The sequence below is a fragment of the Nakamurella panacisegetis genome (assembly GCF_900104535.1).
In the GTDB taxonomy this organism is placed as follows: domain Bacteria; phylum Actinomycetota; class Actinomycetes; order Mycobacteriales; family Nakamurellaceae; genus Nakamurella; species Nakamurella panacisegetis.
This window is the reverse complement of the sequence record NZ_LT629710.1, coordinates 2,156,386-2,180,349: the sequence shown is the minus strand read 5'-3', so window position 1 is coordinate 2,180,349 and position 23,964 is coordinate 2,156,386. Positions and strand designations below refer to the sequence as shown.

24 protein-coding genes are annotated in these 23,964 nt (G+C 70.5%); 14 read left to right on the top strand and 10 right to left on the bottom strand.

From position 1 onward, the window contains the following. The first annotated feature begins 161 nt into the window (after window positions 1-161). Entirely contained in the window at window positions 162-1,013 is an 852-nt protein-coding gene (gene pdxY / locus BLS97_RS09520; protein WP_090475769.1) for a pyridoxal kinase PdxY, read from the top strand. Between the two features lie 12 nt (window positions 1,014-1,025). Here pdxY and BLS97_RS23465 read toward each other — a convergent pair whose 3' ends face one another. Further along, window positions 1,026-2,363 (bottom strand): peptidoglycan-binding protein, encoded by a 1,338-nt coding sequence (locus tag BLS97_RS23465; protein WP_157695328.1) that lies wholly within the window; start codon window positions 2,361-2,363, stop codon window positions 1,026-1,028. A 290-nt stretch (window positions 2,364-2,653) separates the two neighbouring features. Between BLS97_RS23465 and BLS97_RS09510 the strand changes: the two genes are divergently transcribed. Then, window positions 2,654-3,529: an acyltransferase domain-containing protein gene (locus tag BLS97_RS09510; protein ID WP_090475767.1), complete on the top strand. Its 876-nt coding sequence runs from the start codon at window positions 2,654-2,656 to the stop codon at window positions 3,527-3,529. A gap of 1 nt (window position 3,530) precedes the next feature. On the opposite strand, the gene BLS97_RS09505 is transcribed toward BLS97_RS09510, so the two are convergent. Continuing rightward, window positions 3,531-4,184: an SIMPL domain-containing protein gene (locus tag BLS97_RS09505; protein ID WP_090475766.1), complete on the bottom strand. Its 654-nt coding sequence runs from the start codon at window positions 4,182-4,184 to the stop codon at window positions 3,531-3,533. 104 nt (window positions 4,185-4,288) lie between these two features. Here BLS97_RS09505 and BLS97_RS09500 point away from each other — a divergent pair, with 104 nt between their 5' ends. Then, a complete protein-coding gene (locus BLS97_RS09500) occupies window positions 4,289-5,116 on the top strand; it encodes a serine hydrolase domain-containing protein (protein WP_090475765.1) in 828 nt (275 codons plus the stop codon). Between the two features lie 59 nt (window positions 5,117-5,175). On the opposite strand, the gene BLS97_RS09495 is transcribed toward BLS97_RS09500, so the two are convergent. Then, window positions 5,176-5,976, bottom strand: a complete 801-nt coding sequence (locus BLS97_RS09495; RefSeq protein WP_197676495.1) for a TIGR03084 family metal-binding protein — start codon at window positions 5,974-5,976, stop codon at window positions 5,176-5,178. Window positions 5,977-6,206: 230 nt separating this feature from the next. Here BLS97_RS09495 and BLS97_RS09490 point away from each other — a divergent pair, with 230 nt between their 5' ends. Together BLS97_RS09490 and BLS97_RS09485 are read left to right on the top strand one after the other, a co-directional pair. Then, window positions 6,207-6,500, top strand: a complete 294-nt coding sequence (locus BLS97_RS09490; RefSeq protein WP_157695327.1) for a hypothetical protein — start codon at window positions 6,207-6,209, stop codon at window positions 6,498-6,500. A 75-nt stretch (window positions 6,501-6,575) separates the two neighbouring features. After that, window positions 6,576-7,985 (top strand): phosphatase PAP2 family protein, encoded by a 1,410-nt coding sequence (locus tag BLS97_RS09485; RefSeq protein WP_090475763.1) that lies wholly within the window; start codon window positions 6,576-6,578, stop codon window positions 7,983-7,985. On the opposite strand, the gene BLS97_RS09480 is transcribed toward BLS97_RS09485, so the two are convergent. The 4 genes from BLS97_RS09480 to BLS97_RS09465 form a co-directional block, all read right to left on the bottom strand. Continuing rightward, window positions 7,976-10,348 carry a bifunctional diguanylate cyclase/phosphodiesterase gene (locus BLS97_RS09480; protein ID WP_090475762.1) on the bottom strand — a complete coding sequence of 791 codons (2,373 nt, stop codon included), beginning with the start codon at window positions 10,346-10,348 and terminating at the stop codon, window positions 7,976-7,978. The genes BLS97_RS09485 and BLS97_RS09480 overlap by 10 nt on opposite strands. A gap of 99 nt (window positions 10,349-10,447) precedes the next feature. Beyond that, window positions 10,448-10,657, bottom strand: a complete 210-nt coding sequence (locus BLS97_RS09475) for a KTSC domain-containing protein (RefSeq protein WP_090481787.1) — start codon at window positions 10,655-10,657, stop codon at window positions 10,448-10,450. A gap of 97 nt (window positions 10,658-10,754) precedes the next feature. Next, window positions 10,755-10,946: a hypothetical protein gene (locus tag BLS97_RS09470; protein WP_090475761.1), complete on the bottom strand. Its 192-nt coding sequence runs from the start codon at window positions 10,944-10,946 to the stop codon at window positions 10,755-10,757. A gap of 65 nt (window positions 10,947-11,011) precedes the next feature. Continuing rightward, the gene (locus tag BLS97_RS09465) at window positions 11,012-11,281 is read right to left on the bottom strand and encodes a hypothetical protein (protein ID WP_090475760.1); all 270 of its coding nucleotides are present in this window, start codon (window positions 11,279-11,281) and stop codon (window positions 11,012-11,014) included. Between the two features lie 77 nt (window positions 11,282-11,358). Here BLS97_RS09465 and BLS97_RS09460 point away from each other — a divergent pair, with 77 nt between their 5' ends. The 3 genes from BLS97_RS09460 (at window position 11,359) to iolG (ending at window position 13,996) form a co-directional block, all read left to right on the top strand. Next, complete coding sequence (locus BLS97_RS09460) at window positions 11,359-12,279, top strand: LysR family transcriptional regulator (protein ID WP_090475759.1); 921 nt, start codon at window positions 11,359-11,361, stop codon at window positions 12,277-12,279. Between the two features lie 63 nt (window positions 12,280-12,342). Beyond that, the gene (locus tag BLS97_RS09455) at window positions 12,343-12,831 is read left to right on the top strand and encodes a beta-class carbonic anhydrase (RefSeq protein WP_090475758.1); all 489 of its coding nucleotides are present in this window, start codon (window positions 12,343-12,345) and stop codon (window positions 12,829-12,831) included. A gap of 127 nt (window positions 12,832-12,958) precedes the next feature. Then, window positions 12,959-13,996 (top strand): inositol 2-dehydrogenase, encoded by a 1,038-nt coding sequence (iolG, locus tag BLS97_RS09450; protein WP_090475757.1) that lies wholly within the window; start codon window positions 12,959-12,961, stop codon window positions 13,994-13,996. On the opposite strand, the gene BLS97_RS09445 is transcribed toward iolG, so the two are convergent. Beyond that, window positions 13,951-15,663, bottom strand: a complete 1,713-nt coding sequence (locus tag BLS97_RS09445) for a hypothetical protein (RefSeq protein ID WP_090475756.1) — start codon at window positions 15,661-15,663, stop codon at window positions 13,951-13,953. The two genes, iolG and BLS97_RS09445, sit on opposite strands and share 46 nt — an antisense overlap. 89 nt (window positions 15,664-15,752) lie before the next feature. On the opposite strand from BLS97_RS09445, the gene BLS97_RS09440 reads away from it, so the two are divergent. Next, the gene (locus BLS97_RS09440) at window positions 15,753-17,165 is read left to right on the top strand and encodes a DUF2079 domain-containing protein (protein ID WP_157695326.1); all 1,413 of its coding nucleotides are present in this window, start codon (window positions 15,753-15,755) and stop codon (window positions 17,163-17,165) included. On the opposite strand, the gene nicT is transcribed toward BLS97_RS09440, so the two are convergent. Further along, on the bottom strand, window positions 17,158-18,288 hold the full coding sequence (nicT, locus tag BLS97_RS09435; protein WP_197676494.1) for a Nickel transporter NicT: 1,131 nt from the start codon (window positions 18,286-18,288) through the stop codon (window positions 17,158-17,160). The genes BLS97_RS09440 and nicT overlap by 8 nt on opposite strands. Before the next feature lie 118 nt (window positions 18,289-18,406). Then, window positions 18,407-18,778 (bottom strand): ArsR/SmtB family transcription factor, encoded by a 372-nt coding sequence (locus BLS97_RS09430; RefSeq protein WP_090475754.1) that lies wholly within the window; start codon window positions 18,776-18,778, stop codon window positions 18,407-18,409. Window positions 18,779-18,882: 104 nt separating this feature from the next. Here BLS97_RS09430 and BLS97_RS09425 point away from each other — a divergent pair, with 104 nt between their 5' ends. The 5 genes from BLS97_RS09425 to BLS97_RS09405 are packed head-to-tail and all read left to right on the top strand — an operon-like array spanning window position 18,883 to window position 23,958. Next, window positions 18,883-19,665 carry a DeoR/GlpR family DNA-binding transcription regulator gene (locus BLS97_RS09425; RefSeq protein WP_090475753.1) on the top strand — a complete coding sequence of 261 codons (783 nt, stop codon included), beginning with the start codon at window positions 18,883-18,885 and terminating at the stop codon, window positions 19,663-19,665. Beyond that, on the top strand, window positions 19,662-21,074 hold the full coding sequence (locus BLS97_RS09420) for an FGGY family carbohydrate kinase (RefSeq protein ID WP_090475752.1): 1,413 nt from the start codon (window positions 19,662-19,664) through the stop codon (window positions 21,072-21,074). Before BLS97_RS09425 ends, BLS97_RS09420 begins: the two co-directional genes overlap by 4 nt. After that, entirely contained in the window at window positions 21,071-22,471 is a 1,401-nt protein-coding gene (locus tag BLS97_RS09415) for an NAD(P)/FAD-dependent oxidoreductase (protein WP_090481781.1), read from the top strand. Before BLS97_RS09420 ends, BLS97_RS09415 begins: the two co-directional genes overlap by 4 nt. Beyond that, window positions 22,468-23,715, top strand: coding sequence for an NAD(P)/FAD-dependent oxidoreductase (locus BLS97_RS09410; protein ID WP_090475751.1), 1,248 nt, complete (start codon window positions 22,468-22,470; stop codon window positions 23,713-23,715). Before BLS97_RS09415 ends, BLS97_RS09410 begins: the two co-directional genes overlap by 4 nt. 57 nt (window positions 23,716-23,772) lie before the next feature. Further along, window positions 23,773-23,958 carry a hypothetical protein gene (locus tag BLS97_RS09405; RefSeq protein ID WP_090475750.1) on the top strand — a complete coding sequence of 62 codons (186 nt, stop codon included), beginning with the start codon at window positions 23,773-23,775 and terminating at the stop codon, window positions 23,956-23,958. Window positions 23,959-23,964: the final 6 nt, after the last annotated feature.

The window sequence follows — 23,964 nt, the reverse complement described above, 5'->3', positions numbered from 1 at the left end:
ACTGATCGACCCCGCCGGCGGGACCGGAACGATTCTCGTCCATTCCCCCGCCGGCCGCGCTCTGAAACCCGCACGCAGGACAACCCTTATCGTGTCACAGGACTCTGTGGACGGGTTCTGGACGCATTCGGCCCACGGCCGACGCCCTACAGTTCTGGTCCATGCGCATTCTGTCCATCCAGTCGTCGGTCGCCTACGGACACGTGGGGAACAGCGCGGCCACGTTCCCGCTGCAGCGCCTCGGGCACGACGTCTGGCCGGTGTTGACCGTTCACTTCTCCAACCACACCGGCTACGGGTCATGGCGGGGGCCGGTGTTCGACGCGGCGGTGGTGGCCGACGTCATCGAGGGTATCGCCGATCGCGGGATGCTCGGCACGGTCGACGCGGTGCTCACCGGGTACCAGGGCTCCCCCGGCGTCGCCGAGGTGGTGCTGGACACCGTGGCCCGCGTCCGGGCCCTGAACCCGGCCGCGATCTACTGCTGCGACCCGGTGATGGGCGACGTCGACCGCGGCATGTTCGTGCTGCCCGGGGTGCCCGAGCTGATCCGCGACCGGGTCGTCCCGTCGGCCGACATCGTCACCCCGAACGCCTTCGAGCTGGCCTTCCTGGCCGGTGTGCCGGTGGCCGCGGTCGGCCAGATGCCCGGACTGCTGGCCGCGGTCGAACGGGTGCGGGCCGCGGGTCCGTCCACCGTCCTGGTCACGTCGGTGGACGGCCTGGGCGCCGAGGACGAGATCTGCATGCTGGCCGTCGATCCGACCGGGGCGTTCCTGGTCCGTACGCCCCGCCTGCCGATCGCGGTCAACGGCGCCGGTGACGTCACGGCGGCCCTGTTCCTGGCCCATCTCCCGGACGGCATAGAGGTCGCCCTGGGCCGGGTGGCGTCCTCGGTACATGCCATCCTCCGGCGCACCCTCGACGCCGGAGCCCGGGAGATCCAGCTGGTGCAGGCGCAGGACGAGATCGCCCACCCGGCGAACGAATTCGCGGTCACCCGCATCGGCTGACCGCGTTCCGCGTCAGCAGCTGGCTCGGCGCAGCGACTCCCAGGTGCGACCGGTCACCACACCGGTCGGCGGCAGGTGGGCCGCCTGCTGGAACTTCCGGACCGCGTCCCTGGTTCCGGCCGTGTAGGTCCCCCACTGCCCGGTCAGGTCGGGGATGTCGATGTTCAGCCGATTGCCGAGCACCCGCTGCAGCTCACCGATCCACACCCCTGTCTGACCGACCTGACCGTACTGCGGCAGGCGGCCGGTCACCATCGGACACAGGCAGGAGACGTACTGCTGGGCGGTGGCCGGGTTGCCGCCCTTGATGTACGCGTCGGCCGGGCCGGCGAGGCGAGCCGCGCAGCCGTCGTACTTTCCGGCGTACGGCCCCGAGTACAGGACCAGCGTGTTGCTCTGGCTCGTGAAGATCTTGCAGGACTTGGCCGAATCGGCGGCCAAGGAGCCGGCCGGCACCTGACCGGCCGCCTTCAACGTGGCGACCCGCGCCGTGAAGGCAGCGGCGGTCAGTTCCGAGGCCAACTGCACCACGTAGCCGGGACTGCAGACGATGTTCTTCTGCGGTACCCCGAACGGAAGGGCGGCCGGCGGGGTCTTCTTGGGTGTGGTCTTCTTCGGTGTGGTCGCCTTGGCCGGCGCGTGGGTGGTCTTGGGTGACGACGGGGTGGGGGTCGCGGTGGTGGAGGTGACCGAGGCGGTGACGGTGACCGTGCTGGCCGGAGGGGCGACCGGCACCGACGTGGCAGCGGTCGGTTGGACGCCGGAGGCCGACCGGCTCGAGGACGGGGCCGCGGACATCGGCGCTGAACTCACCGCGGTCGGCTGACCGTTCTTGTCGGCCGTGTCGGCCGCCGTACCGCTCCAGTGCGGCGCGATCAGCAGGGCGGCCAGCAGGACGACGGCGGTGACCGCGGCGATGCCGAGGACGCCGTACAGAGCCCGACGACGACGCTCACGCCGCGAACCCTGCCCGCCGCCGGCCCCGTCGGTGGCGACCGCCGGATACATGCCGGTCCAGCCCGGGAACAGCCCGGTCTGCGGATTGGCCGGGTCGGGCGTCTGCGACCAGGCCTGCGCGGCCGGCGGGGCCGAGGTCGGGACCATCTCGGTCGGGAACATCTCGGGAACCGCCGCAGCCGGGCCGTCGGCCGCCCGGACGACCGGGATCGACGGAAGGGTCACCGCCTCGAGATCCGGCTCCCGGACCGCCGTCGCCCCGGTCCACACCGGGGACGGGGCGGACGGCTCGCCGCCCATCGGGACGACCCTGGCCCCGCAGTGCGGGCAGTACTGGGAGTCGACGACGGCGCCGCACGACGGGCACGACCGTGCCTCGGTTGGCCCACTCATCGCCTGCACCACCTGTCTTCCGCCCGCGCCGGGAGGCGGTTCCGGACCGCCTTCGAAGCCCTCATTCTGCCGGGCAGGCCGCCGTCCGAGCGTCGCCCGTCGCCCGGACGGCCCGCCCAGCACCCCGGTCGGCCATCATCGCCCCAGGTCGCAGCACTCAGGTCCGCAGATGGGTGGTTTTGCCGCTGGCCGCCCGATCGACCGATTCCGACCCGCTCGCGGCGCCCGGATCGGACAATCCGCTCCGTCCGCGTGCACTTGCCGGGCCCCCACCAGGCACACTCGGCACCGTGCCGACCGAACTCGACGACGATCTCGTCCGGATACTCGACCTCGACCCGGTCGACCGCCCCCCGATCGATGCTCTGCTGGCCGATCCGCCGGACGGCGTCGCCGATGCGATGGCCGTGCTGACCAGCCGACTCGGCACCTTTCCCCGCGAGCTGCCGTCCCGCGATCGGCCGGCCGCCGGCGCCCGAACCGGGGATCGAGCGGCGCAGGCCTGGATCGTGGCCATCGTCCGCTTCGCGCCGGAGGTGATCCGCTGGCACACCGATCACGGTGTGCCGCCGGCGATCACCGAGGCCACCCTGGCCGATGTCGGCCGTCAGTTCCGCCTGCACCGGATCACCCACGGGCGCTTCGGCCTCGAGAGCTGGAGCTGGCTGACGCTGCACCTGGCCGGCAACCTGTTCCACCTCGGGCGGCTGCAGTTCGCCCTCCGGATGAGCGGCACCGGGGTGGGCTGGGAGCTCGACGTGCACATCCCGCCGACCGGATCCCTGACCCCGGCGGCCGTCCAGGACGCCTACGGCCGGGCCGTGCGGTTCTTCGCCGAAAGGTTCCCGGACCGTCCCGCCGGCCGGTTCGTGTGCTACTCCTGGCTGCTGGACCCGTACCTGGCGGGGCATCTGCCGGACAGCAACATCGCCTCGTTCCAGCGCGGCTACGACCTGCGCGGCGACGGTGTCCCGAGCGACGACGACGTCCTTTATTTCGTGTTCCGGACCCGGTCCGGCTCCGCCGCGCTGCCGCGGATCACGTCGCTGCAGCGGCTGGTGCTGGACCGGATCGACGGCGGCGACCACTGGCTGGCCTTCCACGGCACCAGACCGCTCCCGGCCGGCCGGTCCGGGGCGACCTCCGACGGGGCTCCTCGCGACTGAGCTACTCGGCGAACGACCAGTGGGCGGTGATCGACGCCGTGACCACGCTGTCCCCGGCGGCGACCGGCATCTTCGCGGCGCCGCCGCCGGCGGACAGGCCCACGAATCCGATGTCCCTCGCTCCGTTCTCCGTCCGTTCGTCGATCCAGGTCACCTCGCCCAGGGACCGACCGGCCAACTCGGCCAGTTGGGTCGCCTTGGCCGACGCGTCGGCGAACGCGGCCACCCTGGCCAGGGCCAGGGCCGCCGCCGGATCCGACGGGGTGAGCGTGACGTTCTCGATCCGGACGCCCTCGCCGCCCCGCACGGCGACGTCGGACAGCATGCGTTCCAGCCCGGCCAGCCCGGTCCGGTGGACGATCAGCCGTTGCCCGGCTTGGTACCCGACGAGCACCTCACGGTTGTCGCGCCACTCCGTCTGCGGACCGAGGGTCAGGTCCGCGGTGCGGACGGCACGGGAGTCGACCCCATCGTCGGCCAGGATCGCCAACACCCGGGTCGAGGTGCGCGCGGCGCCCTGGAAGGCCTCTCCCGCATCGGGTCTCACCACCGCGATGCCGAACGTGACCGCAACCTGATCCACCGCGGCCGCGGCCGAACCGTTCCCGCTCACGGTGATCCCGTTCCGCCGCCGACCTCGCTCGCGTTCGTCCATCGCACCAGTGTGCCCGGCCTGCGGCGACCGGGCCGGGCCGCGTCGGCCGGCGGCGACCGGCGAGGCCGATCACGGTCGGCCGCGACCATGGTTAGCTGAGCGGCGTGCCGACCCTTGACCTGAAGAGCGAAGTCGCCGACTGGCCGGTCGGCCGGGTGGCCGTGGCCGTCGTCGGGCCGGGCGGAGTCCTGGCCCGGTACGAGACCGGCGGGGGCACGACGCGGTTCGCCTGGGCGTCGGTGACGAAGGTGCTCACCGCTCTGGCCGTGCTCGACGGGTGTGCCGACGGTACGGTCCGGCTGGATCAGCCGGCCGGCCCGCCGGGCTCCACCATCGCGCACCTGCTGGCCCACGCCTCGGGCCTGCCCGAGGAAGCCGGCCCGGCGAGGTATCCACCGGCCACGCGGCGGCTCTACTCCAACTACGGCTACGAGGTCGTGGCCGAGGCTCTGGCCGACGCGGCCGGGGGCCCGTTCGCCGATGAGCTGGTCGGGCGGGTGCTGGGTCCGCTGAGGATGACCGGTACCACCGTTGAAGGCTCGCCGGCCAGCAGCGCGGTCGGGTCGCTCGACGATCTGATCGCACTGGCCGCCGAACTGCTGACGCCGGCCGTGATCGGGCCCGAGATCGTCGGCTGGGCCAGCACTCTCGCCTTCCCCGGGCTGGACGGAATCCTGCCCGGTTTCGGCCGGCAGACGCCCAACGACTGGGGCCTGGGCTGCGAGATCAAGGACCACAAGACCCGGCACTGGACCAGCCCGGACAACAGCGCCGACACCTTCGGCCACTTCGGGCAGGCGGGCAGTTTCGTGTGGGTGGACCGGTCGGCGTCGTTGGCCTGCGTGAGCCTGTGCGACACCAACTTCGGTCCGTGGGCGGCGCAGCTGTGGCCGAGACTGTCCACCGCCGTTCTGGGCGCCTACCGACGCTGATCACGGCACATCTGGTCAAGGCCGATCGGCCGGGCGCATGCCCGGTCACGACCGCCCGGTCAGGATCTCGCCAGCTTGGATCGGGTCAGCCGCCCCGGATCTCCGGCGAAGGCCTGGGCGATGGCCAGCCAGTCGGCCGCTGGGCCGGGCGTGGCGGTCAGGCGGGTCTGCCCCACGTCCCGACGCTGGGTCACCACCAACGCGAAATCCCAGGCGTCCCCGACCACCCGGTTCGAGGCGTCCTCCGGACCCCATACCCACAACTTGCCCTCCGGTGAGACCAGCTCGACCCTGACGTCCTCCACCGGTTCCGGTCGGTCGTTGATGCAGAACGAGTACTTGCGGGTCAGGACACCGAGGTGACACACATGACGCACGCGTTGGCTCGGCAGGCGGGAGACACCCATCGCGTCGTGGATGTCCTGCCCGTGGGCCCAGGTCTCCATCAGCCGCGCGCTGGCACTCGAGGCAGCGCTCATGGGCCGGCCGAACCACGGGGAGCGAGCGGTCGGCTCGGTGTCCGCGAAGCTGCCGAGCAGCGCCGACCGACCGGACGCGAACTGTTCGAGGAGTTCACTGGGCGGAAGTCCGCGCCGGACGAAGCTGATCCGATCGATCCAACCCGGGCCCGCCGCGATCTCGGCGGCCGATTCCCGGGCGAAATCCGCCGGGCAGCGCAAGGCCAGCCGGGCGAGCTGGTCGAAGTGCATCAGGTGGACGACCTGGTCGTGGATGGTCCAGCCGGTGGCCGGGGTCGGAAGAGTCCATCGTTCGTCGGGTATCTCGACCAGGGCCGCGGCCAACTCGTCACCCTCGGCGCGGAGATCGTCCAACAGGCCGCGATACGAATCGAGGTTCATCGCCATCGTGGACCGTCCGTTCGAACGCATCATCGCCGGAACAACGCTTCGGAGGCTCCTCGGGCGATACCGAAGAGGCACACGCACCAAGCAGGACGTCGCGGCCGAAGTCTACGGCAGACAGCGGGTTTGCCCTGTGCGCAACTCCCGCCCGGGGGCCCTCGGGCCGGGCCGGACACGCCCGGGGACTTCATCTGGGGCACACCGGTCGGGCGAGTAGGGTCCGTCCGGTGACCGTCTCATCGCCTTTGGACACGCAGGACCGCATCGACCAGGAGCCGCTCGACCCGGCGACCCACCACCGGGCCGAGTCGGCGACCCTGCTGCGGGCGGCGCTCCACGCGGTCGGATCGCAGGCCCAGGTGGCCGTGGCCGCGGCCGCCGCGCACGCCAGCCTGGCCATCGCCGAGGAGATGCGAACGGCCAACCTCATCGAGGCCTTCCGGATCCCCAAGGTCACCGACGAGAGTTCCAAGGCCACCCTGCAGATCGTCGCGGCGCGCTTGGCCCTCAAGATCGACTGAGCCCCACGATCGGGGCGCACGGCCGACGACGACCTTCACCGGTCGCCCCGGGGCCGTCTCTGGCATGGTGGTCGGATGCCCGCCACCGATCAGCCGCCACCGGTCACCGTCGTCCCCGCTCCGGTGCCCCTCCCCCGCCCCGTCGACGCCGCGCTCCGCGCTCTGACCACATCGGCCAATCACGGTCTCCTCTGGTTCGGGATCGCCGCGATCGGCACCGCCATCGGGGGCCGTCCGCGGCGGGCCGCCCTGCGCGGCGCCGGGTCACTGGCCTTGGCCAGTTTCGTCTCCAACTCGCTGGTGAAGCCCCTGGTCGGGCGCCGACGTCCCGACCCGGAGCGCACGTCGCTGGCCCGCCGCATCGGGCGCAAGCCGTGGACGTCGTCGTTCCCGAGCGGTCATGCCGCGTCGGCGGCCGCGTTCGCCACCGGCGCCGTGCTCGAACTCCCCTGGGCCGCACCGGCTGTCGTGCCATTGGCGGCTGCGGTGGCCTACTCCCGCGTGCACGTCGGGGTGCACTACCGCTCCGACGTCGTCGCGGGGGCCGCCGTCGGCGTGGCCGTCGCCTTCGCCGGCCGCGGGCTGTGGCCGGTGAAACCGCACGGAGCGGCCGACATGGCGCCGGGCACGGCACCGGCCCTGCCGGCCGGCGAGGGCCTGACCATCGTCGTGAACCAGGCCTCCGGAACCAGCGACGGCGCCGAGGAGGCGCTGTCCAAGCTGCTGCCCAAGGCCACCATCGTCACCTGGGACCCGGCCACCGAGTCCCTGACCGAGCTCATCGGTTCCGATGTGCGAGCTCTCGGAGTCGCCGGCGGTGACGGGACCGTGGCCTCGGTCGCGGGGCTGGCTCACCAGAAGGGCCTGCCGCTGGCCGTCTTTCCCTTCGGCACCCTGAATCACTTCGCCGGGGCCCTCGGCGTCAGCGGGCCGGACCAGATGGCCGGTGCCGTCGAAGCCGGCTCGGCCGCCGAGGTCGACATCGCGACCATCAACGGCGACGTGTTCCTGAACACGGCCAGCATCGGCGGCTACCCGGAACTGGTACGGCGGCGGGACCGGCTCGGCAACCGGATCGGCAAGTGGCCGGCGGCGGCCTACGCGCTGTACCGCACCCTGCGCCATCACTCCCCGATGACGCTGACCATCGACGGCCGGACCGTGTCGGTATGGGTCGTCTTCATCGGCAACGGCGCCTACCGGCCGCGGGGCCTGGCCCCGGCCTGGCGTGACCACCTGGCCTCCGGCCTGCTGGACGTCCAGTACCTGCGGGCCGACCGCCGGCTGGCCCGGACCAAGGCCGTGGTGCTGTCCCTGCTCGGCCTCATCGAGCGCAGCGACGTCTTGACCACACTCGACGCCCCCTCGGTGCGGATCATCTCGGGGTCCGGCCCGCTGCCGGCGGCGCACGACGGCGAGATCACCGACGCCGTCGAGGAATTCGAACTGGCCGTCGGACGCTCCCGCCTGACCGTCTACTGCTGACAATCACTCCGTGGCGATCCGGACCCGACCGTTCTCGTCTCGGGCGCGAACTGCCAGAGCGAGGTGGTGAAGCGGTCAGCCGTGAGCGGCGGTGACCAGAAGTAGCCCTGACCCCACCGGCAGCCCAGGCGCAACAGCAACTCATGCTGGACGGGTGTCTCCACGCCCTCGGCGACCACCCGGAGGCCCATGGTGTCGGCCAGTGAGACGATGGCCGACACCAGCCCGGCCCTGGCCCCGCCGGGCACGATCTCGGCCACGAACTGCCGGTCGATCTTCAGCACGTCGACCGGCAGGTACTCCAACTGCGCCAAGGACGAGTACCCGGTCCCGAAGTCATCGATGGCGATGTGTATCCCGCGGTCGCGCAGCTGCTGGACGGTGTTCCGCACGGCGACCGAGTCCTCGATGAACGTGCTCTCGGTGACCTCGAGGCCCAGATTCTCCGGGGGCAGCGCGGCGGTCTGCAGGATCTCCTCGACCAGCGCCGCGAACCCGGCGTCGAGCAGCTGACGAGGTGAGACGTTGACCCACATCACCACGTCCTCCCAGCCGTGGCCGATCGTCCGCCAGGCCGCCATCTGCGCGCAGGAGCGCCGGAGAACCAGCTCACCGACGGCGCCGATCATGCCGCTGTCCTCGGCGACGGAGATGAAGTCCAGCGGAGCGACCATGCCGCGCTTCGGCGAATCCCACCGCAGCAGCGCCTCGAGGTCGAGGATCCGGCCGGTGTCCATCGAAACCATCGGCTGGAAGACGCAGTCGAGTTCGCCGTTGTTCATGGCCATGTTCAGGTCGGCCTCCAGGCTGAGCCGGTCGGCCGCCGCGGCCCGTAGCGCGGGAGTGAAAACGGCCACCGAATTGCGGCCCGTGCGTTTGGCCGCGTACATGGCCAGATCGGCATCACTGATCAGACCATCGGGTCCGACCGTCCGGTGATCGGTCGATTCCAGGGCGAGCCCGACGCTGGCCGAGAGCGACAGGGACCGACCGTCGATCGTCATCGGCCGGTGCAGTGCGTTGAGCATGTGGCGGGCCAACGCCTCCGCCTCGGCCACGTCGGCGCAGTCCTCGTGCAGCACCAGGAATTCATCACCCCCGAAACGCGCCACGGTGTCACCGGGGCCGCAGGCCGCGGTCAGGCGGCGGGCCACGATGCGCAGGAACTGGTCACCGGCGTCGTGCCCGAGCGTGTCGTTGATGAACTTGAACTGGTCGAGATCGACGAAGAGCACGGCGATCCGGCTGTCCGGGCGCTGCGCCGCGTCGCGGATCCGGGCCGTCACCTCGGCTCGGTTCATCAGTCCGGTCAGGGCATCCCGGGTGGCTGCGGCCCGCAGCGCGGTGATGTCGCGGGCCCGGGTGATCGCGACCTCGGCCAGGTTCACCCAACGGGCCAGGCGGTCCAGGTCATCCGGCCCGGGCGCCCGGACTTCTTCGTAGTAGAGGGCGAAGGTCCCGAGGACCAGGCCGGCCGCCCCGATGATCGGGACCGACCAGCACGCCCGCAGCCCGTACGGCAACACGTGGTGCCGATAGTTGGTCCACCGCAGGTCGGCGGCGATGTCGGAGACGATCACGGTCTGGCCGGTGAAGGCAGCGGTGCCGCAGGAGCCATGGCAGGGTCCGATCTGCGCACCGTCGAAAGCCCGTCTCGTCGATTCGGGCAAGCGGGGACTTGCTCCCTCGCGGAGCACCGTGTCGTCCAGCAGATGAATGGAGCAGCGGGTCCCGATGATGGCCGCTTCGGTGGCCAGGGCAAGGGAATGGAGGACACCGGGCAACTCCGCCCCAGCGACGATCATCTCCAGGAGATAACCGGTGGCGGACAGTACTTCTCGTTCCTCGTGCAACTCGAAGGCGACACGGTGCAGTTCGAGGATGGTGGCGGCGTGGCGCCCGAATTGCTCGAGCGATGCGATGTCGTCCCGGCTCGGGGAACGCGGTGCGATGTCCCAGGTGCACAGCGATCCGAGCGGGGTTCCGTCGACGCCGACCAGCGGGACCCCGGCGAAGAACCGGGCATCCGGCCCGGCGTCGACCGCTGGGGGACCGGACGGGGCACTGGTGTCCGGCACGACGACGGTCACGCGGTTCCGGGCGACTGCCGCGCCGAAACCGTTCTCGGCGGCGATCTCGGCGCCACTTCCGCCCAGCGCGGCCCTGAGCCAGTCGCACTCCGGACCGAGCAGGAAGACCCTGGCGTACGAGGTGCTGAACCGGTGGGACACCAGGGCCACCAGCGCATCGAAAAGTGCTTCAGCGGGACGGGATTCGGCAACCGCTTGCCGGACCGTTTCGCCGACGCCCGACATCAGCGACGCGCCCAGCCGGGTGGTCGCAGGTTCGCCGTTCGAGCGCACAGCACACCGTCAACCGTATCCCAGTGCGGCGCGCCTGGAGTTCCCTCGCTCGGGTGAGGGAACTCCGATCTTGGCCTCCGTGCGCGCCCGACGATGCCGTCAGAGGGCCCGGAATCGGAACTTGTCCCGGATGAACTCTCCGAAGAAGCGACCAGGGCTCGCCGCCTTCATCAGGCCGTGGAACACCGACGCCGGGACCATGAAGTACTCGTAGACCTGGCCTTGGACGAACTCGATCTGCAGGACGGCGGTCCGGTCGTCGTATCCGACCGACGCGACCGTCGTACTCACGACCCGATGACGCTGCATTGCCGGCAGCATACGGAAAGGACCGCCGGTGCGGGACGATCGCTCGGAGCGCTCAGCCATCCCCTGGGGGGGAGGCGAGCCGACTCGAAGGTGGTGCTCAGCGGAAGAGGAGATCCCGGATCTCGGCGGTCTGCGCCGCGGGGAGGCGACGCAACACGGCGTCGAGTTCGGCGCGATCGGCCGGCGTCGTCGACTCGGCCAGTTCCTGCTGAAGGGCCTGTCGCCGTTGCGGCGTCAGATCGTCAGTCAGCTTCTGCCGCAACGAGTTCAATTCGATGATGGGATTCATCCCGACTACCTCGGATCTTGTGGAGCGGGCGGCGCCGACGGCGGCCTGCCGGTGGGACGGTGGGATCAGATGGAGCGTGAGCGTACCCGTTCGATGAGGGTCGCGTACTCGGGGTCGGCCTCGACGTCGGAGCGCTCGATCATCGCGTCCAGCTCGGCGATCTCGTTCGGGGTGGTGTAGCTGGACAGCTCACGCACGATCTGGGCGTGCATGGCGCGGACGGCCCGACGGTGACGAAGGGCGGTACGGACGGCGCCGAAGACGGTCTTGACCTCGTTCGGGGTGGTGACGCTGGTAGTGCCGGCGAAGGTTCCGATGTGGCTTGTTGTGGTCATGCCTCTATCGTGCCCAAGGAACATCCATGCGTCCAATGACCATCTGGATGGCTACCGTTGCACTAGAGTCATAGGTCATGGAGACGGATGCGCTGCGTTGGTTTCAGCAGATCGCCGACGGGGTCACGATGACCGAGGTCAGCGAGATCGAGTTCATCACCCAATCCGGCGTTTCGCGCGCGCTGGCCCGGCTGGAGGCGGACGTCGGCACGCCGTTACTGCGCAAGACCGGCCGGACCCTGCGGATGACCAGCGCCGGCGCGGCGTTCAAGCGCCACGTCGACATCCTTCTGCACGTGCTCGACGACGGGCTGGCCGCGGTCAACCAGCTGGTCGACCCGGAGACCGGCACCGTGGCCCTGGCCTCGCAGCTGTCGCTGGGCACGTGGCTGGTTCCCGACCTGATCAGCAGCTTCCGTCAGACCCACCCCGACGTCCGGTTCGAGCTGCAGCAGGTTCGCGACGAGCTCACCACGCCGGTACTGGGCGACAGCCGACTCGATCTGGAGATCACGACGGTCCGGCCGACCGATCGGACCGTCACCTGGTTCTCGCTTCTCACCGAGCCGTTGTGGCTGGCGGTGCCACGTCATCACGCGCTGGCCGGGCGCCGGTCGGTCCGGTTGCGAGAGGCGGCCGGCGAGTCGTTCATGATGCTGCGCCGGCCGTCGCTGCTTCGACACCAGACCGAGGAACTGTGCCAGCAGGCCGGTTTCCAGCCGTCGGTCGGCTTCGAAGGAGAGGACATCCCGACCCTGCGCGGGTTCGTCACCGCGGGCCTCGGGGTCGCCGTGGTCCCGGCCCTGCACGCCGGATCGCCGGATGCGCTCACCGGCGCCGTCCACCATCTGCCGATCGATGATCAGGGAGCCGCGCGGGAGATCGGTCTTGGCTGGTCCACGAACCGGAAGCCGCTGCCGTCGGCCGAGTTGTTCCGTCAACACATCGTCGAACGAACCCGCTCCGGCCGGCTGCCCGAGTTGGCTGTCCCGGTGTGATCTCTGCGGCCGTCGCGACCACCCGGGCGCCGGATCGCCGCGGATCTCTGGTTGACTGCAGGCATGTCGGCCATCGACCACCTCCTGCATGCCAACGAGAAGTACGTCGCCACGTTCCCCGGGCCTCGCCCGCTGCGGCCCAAACTGAGGCTGGCGATCATCGCCTGCATGGACTCCCGCCTGGATCTGTTCGGCGCCCTCGGCCTCGAGATCGGTGACGCCCATCTGATGCGGAACGCGGGCGGCCTCCCCACCGACGAGATGTTGCGCTCCCTGGCCTTGAGTCAGCGCTCGCTCGGCACCCGCGAGGTGGTGCTGATCCACCACACCGAGTGCGGCATGCAGGGTTTCGATGACGCGGCATTCCGTCGGCAGCTGGAGGCCGAGTCCGGGGAGAAGCCGACCTGGGACGTGCCCGGCATCACCGACCTGCACGCCACCATGCGCGATTCGCTGCTCCGGGTGCGGGAATGCAAGTGGATCCCCCACCGCGACGACGTCCGCGGGTTCATCTTCGACATCGGTACCGCTCACCTGGACGAAGTGGTCTGAGGTTCCGGTCGACCCATCGAACTCCTGTCTCTAGAACGATCTAGTCGCTACCTTGACGACCAAACCCGACCTCCCCATACTGGCGGGATCCGACTGATGGAGCTGTTGTCCTGACAAAGGAGCCCTGATGTTGCGTGTCGCCCTGTTCGGCGCCGGCCGCATCGGTCAGGTGCACGCCGCATCGGTCGCCGCCGATCCCCGCGCCGACCTGGCCTACATCTGCGACCCGGCGACCGAGGCGGCCACCACCCTGACCGACCGGTTCGGGGGCGTCCCCACCACGGACATCGACGCCGTGATGGCCGACGAAAGCGTCGACGCGGTGATCATCGGCTCGCCGACGTCCACCCACGTCGATCTGCTGACCCGCGCGGTCAGAGCCGGCAAGGCCGCCCTCTGCGAGAAGCCCATCGACCTCGACCTCGCCCGCGTCGATGCCTGCTGGGCGGAGATCAAAGACATCCCGCACACCGTCATGATCGGTTTCAACCGTCGATTCGACGTGTCCTTCCGGGCCATTCGTGATCGGGTCGCAGCCGGCGAGGTGGGCCGCCTGGAACAGCTGGCCATCACCAGCCGCGACCCCGCGCCACCCCCGGACGGCTATGTCACCGCTTCCGGCGGGCTGTTCCGGGACATGACGATCCACGACTTCGACATGGCCCGCTACTTCCTCGGCGACATCGTCTCGGTGCACGCGACCGGCGCCAACCTGATCACCGAATCCGGTGACATCGACAGCGCCATCGTCGTCCTGCGTAGTGCCGGCGGCGCGCTGGCCCAGATCACCAACTCCCGCCGTTGTGCCTTCGGGTACGACCAGCGCCTGGAGGCCTTCGGCGCCACCGGCATGCTGAGCGCCGGCAATCAGCTCCCGACCATGGTCCGCTACTACGGTCCCGAGCGCACCGACGCCGCCGACCCGTACGTCGGATTCTTCCTGGAGCGCTACACCCCGGCCTACCGGGCCGAACTCGACCACTTCCTGCGCGCCGTCGAGGACGGCCGCGCGCCCTCGCCGAGCTTCGCCGACGGCCGCGCCGCCCTGGCCCTGGCCGAGGCGGCCGACGAGAGCATGCGCACGGGTGCCGTCGTCACGCTGGGCTGCGCCGGCCACGGTCAAGCGCAGCGAACGAGCCAGACCAGGGCGCCGTCGCCGTCGTGATCGGCCGGCCGACCCGTGAGGTCGGTCGCCAGATCGGCCAGACGGGCGGCCTCGGAATCACTCCGCACCACCACGATTGCGCGCAGCCGCAGCGCACACAGAGCGTCTCGCCCGGCGATCAGCTCCAACCGGTCGGTCACCCGGGCCGCCCTTGCCTCGTCGGCCAGCCGCACCAGCAGATCACCCGAGCGGGCCGCCGCGTCGCGCTCCGGGGGCCGCAGCGCGTAGCCGCCCGGTTGGACGAAGGAGAAGCCCGCCTGGTGCTGGTAGTACATCCCCCTGGCGTCGCCGGCCGGGAGCAACAGCACCGCCGATCCGGCCGGCAGTCGGTTCCGCTGCCAGGCCGAGCCGAAGAAAGGAACGCCCGCCGGCAGCGGGTAGCTGGTCACTGACGCCGGGCTCAGGCTCAGGATCGAAACACCCACCACGGCAATCGATCCAGCCACCAACCACCGCCCCCGACGGGACGCCCGAGCGGTCGGCCACGAGGCGGCCAGACGATCCAGCCACCGGGCGATCAGAGCAGCCACAACGAAGAAGAGGGCGAACGAGAACCGCGCCGGCATGACCGACTCCAGCGCCGGGACACCGGCGAACACCGGGAACACGCACAGCCCGACCAGGCCCAGACCGGTCGCCCCGGCCACCCGGACCGCCGGATCGCGCCAGGTCAAGGCCAGCCCGACCACCAGCACCCCCACCATCGGCCAGCCCAGGTAGACCCCGTGCTCGGCGCCGCCCAGGGCGGACGGCACTGACGATCCGAAAACCTGACGGGCCGAACCATGGACGAAATCACCGGGCGTGGCGCGGAAACGGGACGTGTCGACGACCACCTCGGACGACCGGACCAGCTGGGCGATCAGCAACGGTGACGCGAGCACCACGGCCACAGCGACCGCCACTGCCGTCCCGGCGAGCGATCGTCGGATGGCCGACCCGACCAGCGCCCGTCGCACCGCCGCCGCGGCGACCACCGCCAGAACCACCCCGACCAGCAGGATCAGTACCAACTCCTCGCTGATCCCGAGCTGGGCCGCCGTGAGAAGACCCAGCCGACACCCGGACCGAACCGGCGGACGCGGACGTCGCCAGAGCAGATCTTCGGCGAGCATCAGGATCAGCGGGAGCAGGGGGGCGAACACCAGGTTGAGATGCCCGAGCATGTGCCCGCTCATGTACGGGCCGAACCCGATCAACAACGCCCCGGCGGCGGCCGGCCATGGTCGCCGGACGTGGCGGCGGAGCCACCAGAACGCGGTCAGCGTGGTCAACGGCGGGCCGAGGGTCATCAGTACGGCGAAGGTCAGCGCCGGGCCCGCCACCAGCGTCAGTGGCGCCGCGAGCAGCCCGAGGGTGGGGACCTCGGTGTTCCACGCCAAGGACACCCCACCGGGATAGAACAGGGCATCGGTGACGAACGGGTCGTGACCGTGCCGCAGTGCCAACGGGACCCACGCCAGGAACCACATCATCTGCATCGGGTCGTTGGTGTGATCGACGCTGCCCAGCGTGGTGTGGGTCGGGTCGGCCCATAGTTCGCGATAGAGCACGGCGATGATCAGCAGCGCCGCCGCGAACACCCCCAGCGACCACTGGACCCGCCCGCGGCGCGACGTTGTCCGGCCGGCGCCCACCCACGACGGCCCCTCCACCCCCGGCAGCATCCGCCGAGTTTCTGGTTCGCCCACATCCGATGTGGTTCAGTGGGCGCCGGGGGATTCACGTCGGACGGCACAAGGGGCGGAGGCGGCGGGTGGAGACACCAGCGATCGAGCGGGTCGATACGCCGGACACCATGCGTTCGTCGCTCCGGTGGTTGCCGTATGTCCTGGCCGTGCTGCTGGCCGGCGCGTACGCCCTGCTCTCCCTGACCCGGTTCGCACTGATCTCCACGCCCTCCTGGGACAACGCCATCTTCGAGCAGGCGATCCGGGCCTACGCTCACTTCCGGGCCCCGATCGTGGACATCAAGGGCCCCGGGTACAACATCCTGGGCGATCACTTCTCGCCCGTCATCGCGCTCGTCGCCCCGTTCTATCGGTTGTTTCCCCACGCCCAGACCCTGCTGGTGGCCCAGGCGGTGTTGATCGCGGCGTCGATCATCCCGGTCGCCCGGGCCGCGCTGCGCCATCTCGGACCGGCCGCCGGCTGCGCGGTCGCCGTCGCGTACAGCATCTCCTTCGGCCTGCAGTCGGCCGTCTACACCGACTTCCACGAGGTGGCGTTCGCGGCCCCGTTGATCGCGTTCGCCGGCGAGGCGTTCCTCCGGCGCCGTTGGCGCGCCGTTGCCGCCTGGTCGCTCCCGCTGTTGCTGGTCAAGGAGGACCTGGGCGTCACCCTGGCCGCGATCGGCGTGGTGCTGATCATCGTGGGTGCGCGCCGGCTCGGGATCGTCCTGGCCGGTATCGGCATCGCCGGCACCGCCCTGATTCTGTTCGTGGTGATCCCGGCGTTCAACGCCACCGGCTCGTTCGACTACTGGGACAACGTCAGCCTGGGCGGCGGCCCCGGCATGGCCCAGACCTTCGCCAGCGGCTGGGATCTGAAGACGGTCACCCTGCTGCTGACCTTCGGAATCACCGGGTTCCTGGCCCTGCGCTCACCGTGGGTACTCCTCGCGCTGCCGACCCTGGCCTGGCGCTGGGTCGGGATCGACTCCACCTACTGGGGGACCAACTTCCACTACTCGTTGATCCTCATGCCGATCGTGTTCGTGGCCATGATCGACGGTATCGAGCGGGTGGGGCGGCATCCGTCCGAACGTCCGGCGGCCGCGGCCGTGCGGCGGTACACCGAACACGTCCCGACGCTGGCCCTGGGCGTGGCGCTGGTCCTGTGTCTGCAGTTACCGCTGTTCAACCTGTTCAAGGCGGACACCTATCACCCCGGGCCGGCGGCCGCGGCGGAACGACAACTGACCGCGCTGATCCCGAAGGGATCGACGGTGGAGACCAACATGGGACTGTCGACCCATCTGGCCACGGACTACGACGTCTACTGGTTCCTCAACATCGGCGCCGTGGTGCCGGACTACGTCGTGATCGACCTGCACAGCGACAACCGCGGACCGGACGTGGTCGCCTGGGCGGAGCGACAGCACCCGGGCGTGACCTATCGGCAGATCTTCTCCGACGCCGGTTACGTGGCCGTTCAGCGGGTCAACTGACCGGCCGGTCCGACCACTTCTCCTCAATACGGCCGAACCGCCAGATCAACAGGGCCACCAGCCAGGACACGACGAACAGGACGACGATGCCGTAGCCGGCGTAGTCCAGCGGGATATCGGCCACCCAGACCAAAGGCCCCGATCTCAGATGGGTCTGGCCGACCAGCACCCCGCACAGTTCGATGGTGCCGATGACCAGCGCCACGACGACGCTCAACGAGGTGATCGTGATGTTGTAGAACACCTTTCGTACCGGCTTGGCGAAGGCCCAGCTGTAGGCGACGTTCATGAACACCCCGTCCGTGGTGTCCATCAGCGTCATCCCGGCGGCGAACAGGATGGGCAGCACCAGGATCGCGTAGAAGGGCAGGTTGAAGGCGGCCGCACCGCCGGCCAGGACGAGCAGCCCCACCTCGGTCGCCGTGTCGAACCCGAGCCCGAACAGCACTCCGACCGGATAGATGTGCCACGGCTTGGAGACGGACCGGGTGAGACCACCGAGAAAGCGGTTCATGAAGCCCCGCTTGTCCAACTGGGCCTGGAGCTCCTGCTCGTCGTACTCGCCGGACCGCATCCGGCGGAACACCCGGATGATGCCGACCAGCACCACCAGGTTGAGCACGCCGAGCACCCACAGGAACACGCCGGACACCGAAGCTCCGACCACGCCGGTGATGGAGTGCAGTTCCGAGCCACCGTCGGTCACCTCACCCGCGACCGCCTTGACCCCCACCGACAGCAGGAACGTCAGGGCGAACACCACGCTCGAATGGCCGAGGGAGAACCAGAAACCCACCGCCAGCGGTTTGGACTCCTTGTTCTCCAGCAGCTTTCGGGTGGTGTTGTCGACGGCGGCGATGTGGTCGGCGTCGAACGCATGCCGCAGTCCGAAGGTGTAGGCCAGCACCCCGAGCCCGGCCCCGTACACGCCGGTGGTGCCGCCGAGGTCGTACGACCGCGGTACGACCAGGAAGAACAGCACGCCGAAACCGACCAGGTGCAACAGCACGATGAACCCGTACATGCCGGTCAGGGTTCGTCGATCACGTCGGGTCAGCGCCGCGCGGAACTGTGCGAAGCCGGATCCGGAGGTCTCGGCCGGGACCGCCGGCGGAGTGGTCACGCCGGGCCCGGGGTTTCTTCAGCGCAGAGGAACACGATGTCAATGTAGGCCCACATTCGTCATCGGAACAGATGCGCATGTGTTATTTCGTCCGCCGGGAACGCCGGGCAGTCATCGGTCAGTGCTGTGGATGCAACTCCGAGTGACTGGCCCCGGTCTGGTGCAGGATGCTGTGGATCTCCTGATCGGTGATCGCCCACCGACGGAACCGCCCGTCGCGGGACCCGGCCACCACCCCGGCGATGCGGAGCGCAGACAGCGCGTGCGAGGCGGCGTTGTCGCTCATCCCGACCGCCTGGGCCAGGTCGCCGACGGTGATGCCCGGCGCGCGATGCAGGGCCAACAGGATCTTCAACCGGTTCTCGTCGCCCATCAGGCCGAACCGCACGGCCCAGGTGCGGAGCTCGCCGGCCTCGTCGAGCGCCACCCGGGCCTGCGCCACCCGCGCGTCGTCCGGTGGCGGGTCGGTCCGGTCCGACGAGGAGTCCATGGACCCATCCTGGCATCAGAAGGTCGCCCGCCCTTGACCCACCGCGCCACAGAACTCCATACTTCCCCACATGATTCCACGGCCATCGGTTCGGCTCGGCTGACGTGCTCGTCGCCGAACGCCATACCCGCATCGTGTCGAGCCTGCGGGCAGCCACGGTGGCCAGCACCGAGGAGCTGGCCCACCAGCTCGAGGTGTCGGCCGAGACCATCCGCCGCGATCTGGTGACGCTGGAACAGCAGGGCGCTCTGACCCGGATCCGCGGCGGCGCCGCGATCGGCCTGCCGAGTCTCACCGGGCAGGAACCGGCCTTCGTCGACCGCACCGGCCTGGCCGCGGTGGCCAAGGAGCGGATCGGACGGGCCGCCGCGGCGCTGGCCCCGCCCGGAGGCACTCTGGTCGTCGACGTCGGCACCACGGCACTGGCCGTCGCCCGATCTCTCCCCGCCGCCTTCAACGGCACCGTGGCCACCTGTTCGCTGCTCGCCGCGGTCGAACTGTCCCATCGGCCGGATGCCGAGGTGCTCGTCTCCGGGGGCCGCCTGCGGCCGGGGGACCTGGCCCTGTCCAACGGCTCGACGGCCGAGTTCTTCGCCGACTTCTATTCCGACGTCGCCTTTCTCGGATCCGGCGGGGTTCATGCCGACGCCGGACTGACCGACTACCACCTGGACGAGGCGGCCGTGCGCCGGACGATCATCCGGAACGCCGCCGCCGCCTTCGTGCTGGCCGACGCCACCAAACTGGGCCGGATCGCCCGTCATCGCGTGGTCGCCCTGCGCGGGCTGGCCGGGCTGATCACCGACGAGGAACCGCCAGGTGACATCCGTGCGGCCATCGAGGACGGGGGCGGGCGAGTGATCGTGGCCGAAGGTGCGACCCGATGACGACGGTGCTGGCGATCGACCAGGGCACGTCGGGTACGAAGGCGATCGTGGTCGGGCCGGACGACGAGATCCTGGGCCTGGCCGAGGTGACCATCCGGCCTCGATACCTACCCGGTGGCGGGGTCGAACAGGATCCGCAGGCCCTGCTGGATTCGGTGCTGACCGCCGGGCGGGCGGCGATCGCGCAGTCGCCGACGCCGGTCGACGTGGTCACCCTGGCCAACCAGGGAGAGACGGTCCTGGCCTGGGACCCGGTCACCGGAGCCCCGTTGTCGCCGATGATCGTCTGGCAGGACCGCCGGGCCGACAGTGTCTGCGCCGGCCTGTCCCGGCAGGCGGCCACCATCGCGGCCCGGACCGGCCTGGTGCTCGACCCCTACTTCTCCGCCCCGAAACAGGCCTGGCTGCGGCGGAACGTCACCGCCGCCGGGGTGGTCACCACCTCCGACACCTGGCTGTTGCACGAACTGACCGGCGAATTCGTCACCGACGTGTCCACCGCCAGCCGCTCGCTGGTCACCGATCTGGACACCACCGACTGGGACGACGACCTGCTCGAGTTGTTCGACCTGGAGTCCGAGGCCCGGCCGCGGATCCTGGGCAATGACGAGATCGCCGGCCACACCGACGCTTTCGGGCGACGGACGCCGGTCGGTGGTCTGGTCGTCGACCAGCAGGCGGCCCTGCTCGCCGAGAGCTGCCTGACCGCAGGCGACGTCAAGTGCACCTTCGGCACCGGCGCCTTCCTGCTGGCCAACACCGGCCGCACCGCCACCCGGTCGGCGGCCGGCCTGGCCGCGTCGGTCGCGTGGAGTATCAAGGGCGACCCGACCTACTGCTTCGACGGCCAGGTGTACACCGCGGCATCGGCCGTGCGGTGGCTCGAACAGCTCGGCCTGATCGGCTCGGCCGCCGAGTTGGACGGGGCGGCCGCGCCGGACGCCGGCGGAGTGCTCTGCGTTCCGGCCTTCGCCGGCCTGGCCGCGCCCTGGTGGCGACCGGATGCCACCGCCACTCTGACCGGCATGACGCTCTCGACCGGGCGTGAGCACATCGTCCTGGCTGTGCTGCAGGGCATTGCCGCTCAGGTGGCCGAACTCGGGCGGCTGGTCGGCCAGGATGCCGCGGTGCCGCTGCAGCGCCTGCGGGCCGACGGCGGCCTGACCCGCAGCCGGGTCCTGATGCAGGCGGTGGCCGACCTGATGCAGATCCCGATCGACATCTACCCGTCCCCCCACGCCACCCCGCTGGGCGCCGCCGCGTTGGCTCGGATGGCCATGGACCCGACGCTCGAGCTGCCCGACGCGGTGATCGCCTGGCAGCCCGTCACCACCTACGAACCACAGTGGAGCGCCGCCCGCGCGACCGACTTCCGGTCCCGCTGGATGTCCGCCGCGGTGTCCCGATGACGCCCGACGAGGGTGCCCCGTTCGACGTCGCCGTCATCGGGGCCGGCCTGGTCGGGGCGGCCATCGCCCGGCAACTCTCCGGATACGAACTCACGACGGTGATCATCGAGGCCCGCGACGACGTCGGGGACGGCACCAGCAAGGCGAACACCGCGATCCTGCACACCGGGTTCGACGCAACACCGGGCACTCTCGAGTCACGGCTGGTGCGCCGCGGCTACCACCTGCTGTCGGAGTACGCGCGGGCCACCGGCATTCCGGTGGAACGCACCGGCGCCATTCTGGTGGCCTGGGACGCCGAGCAACTCGACGCCCTGCCCGGCCTGCGGACCAAGGCGGAGCAGAACGGCTACCACCACTGCGTCCTGCTCAGTGCGGACGAGATCTACCGGCAGCTACCGCATCTGGGGACCGGGGCGCTCGGCGGCCTGTCCGTTCCGGACGAGTCGATCACCTGCACCTGGACCACCAATCTGGCGCTGGCCACCGAAGCGGTCGGCCGCGGCGCCGCCCTGCTGCTCGAGCACCGGGTCATCGCGGTCGAGGTCGCCGACGACGCCACCACCCTGCGGACCACCGGCGGCGACGTGCGGGCCCGGTGGGTGATCAATGCGGCCGGTCTCGGCGGTGACGTCATCGATGCGATGTTCGGTCACCACCGCTTCACCATCACCCCGCGCCGGGGCGAACTCCTGGTGTACGACAAGCAGTCCCGCGCGCTGGCCGACAAGATCGTCCTGCCGGTGCCCACCTCGCGCGGGAAGGGGGTTCTGATCAGCCCGACCATCTACGGCAACGTGATGCTCGGCCCGACCTCGGAGGATCTGACCGACCGGGGCGACACCGCCACGTCCGAGGCCGGTCTGGAGTTCCTGCTCGGCAAGGGCCGGCAGCTGATGCCGCAACTCCTCCAGGAGGAGGTGACGGCGAGCTACGCCGGCCTGCGCGCGGCCGGCAGCCACCCGGACTACCTCATCGAGATCGATGACGCCCAGCGGTACGTGCTGGTCGGCGGCATCCGCTCGACCGGCCTGACCGCGAGCCTGGCCATCGGCGAGTACGTGGACGAGGCGCTGCGAACCGGCGGCCACATGACCGCGGCGGCCCGGGCCGACCTGCCCGCCCCGCCGCGGATGCCGAACATCGGCGAGGCCTTCACCCGGCCGTACCAGGACGCGGACCGGATCGCCGCCGACCCGGCCTACGGGCGGATCGTGTGCTTCTGCGAGCGGGTCACCGCCGGCGAGATCCGGGACACGATGCGCACGCCGATCCCGCCACGCGGCCTGAACGGACTGCGTCGTCGGACCCGCGCCCAGAACGGCCGCTGCCAGGGCTTCTTCTGTGGCGCCGAGATCGACGAACTCCTGCGGACCTCGGGCCGGGACCGGACATGACCACCGCCCTGAGCCCGACGGTGCTGATCGTCGGCGGCGGCCCGGCCGGACTGCGCGCCGCCGCCGAACTCGCCCCCCGGGTGAACGGTCAGGTACTCGTACTGGAACGCGAATCGGTGGCCGGAGGTATTCCCCGGCACAGCGACCATCCCGGCTACGGACTGCGCGACCGGCACCGCTTCCTGAGCGGACCGCGCTACGCCAAGGCCCTGCGGGACACGGCGTTGCGGGCCGGCGCGATCGTCATGGAGAACGCGACGGTGACCGACTGGGCCGGCGATCTGAGCCTGTCCGTCACCACACCGGGCGGCCGCATCACCGTCACCGCCGAGGCCGTTGTACTGGCCACCGGAGCCCGGGAACGGCCGCGGGCCGCCCGGCTGATCCCGGGCGACCGGGCCGGCGGCGTGTACACCACCGGTCACCTGCAGAACGTCGTGCACCTCAAGCACGGATCGGTGGGGCGACGGGCCGTCGTCGTCGGATCGGAGCTGGTCAGCTTCTCGGCCGCGATGACCCTCCGGCAGGCCGGCTGCCGCACCGTCCTGATGACCACCGAATACCCCAAGCCCGACGCCTACTGGCTTTTCTCCCGGATCGGCGTCCCCTGGCTGCGCACCACGGTGGCCACCCGGACCCGGATCAGCCGCATCATCGGTCGCGGGCAGGTCACCGGGGTCGAGATCGAGAACATCGACACCGGCGAGCGCCGCACCGTCGCCTGCGACACGGTGGTGCTCACCGGCGACTGGATCCCCGACAACGAGTTGGCCCGCGCGGGCGGACTCGACCTCGACCGGGCCAGCCGCGGACCGCTGGTGGACCCGGCCCTGCGGACCAGTCGCCCCGGCGTGTTCGCCATCGGCAACCTCGTGCACCCGGTCGACACGGCCGATGTGGCCGCCCTGGACGGGGCCGCGGTGGCCGAGCACGTCCTGGCCCACCTGAGCGGCTCCCGTCCCGCCGCCGACCGGACCCGGCTGCGCGCCGCGGCTCCGTTGAGGTGGGCCAGCCCGGGCGTACTCCGCGGGTCCGATCCGGAACCACCCCGGGGACGGCTGCTGGTGTGGAGCGATCGGTACGTGCCCTTCCCCCTGGTGGTGATCCGGCAGAACGGCCGGATCGTCGCCCGGAAACGGCTGTGGTGGCCGGCCGCACCGGGCCGGGTGTTCCGGGTGCCATCGAGCATCCTGACCGAGGTCGACCTCGCGGCGGGGGACGTGACCATCGGCCTCGGCGAGTAGCCGGACGGGGCCGTCCGACCCCGGTGCCGCACGGCACGGGCGGTGTTAGCGTGAGGCATGACCGAGCATCCGAGCGCCGGCGGTCAGCCCCGGTGGCAGGCGTGGATCGAGGCGTACACGGCCCGGTTCCAGGGGCCCGGAATCCCCGTGCGCCAGATGCTCCAGCTGTGGTCGCTGAGTTTCCTGCTGGTCATCGTCGCGTGCGCGGTGTTCTTCCTGCCCCTGATCTGGCTGTTCGGCTAGGCCCGT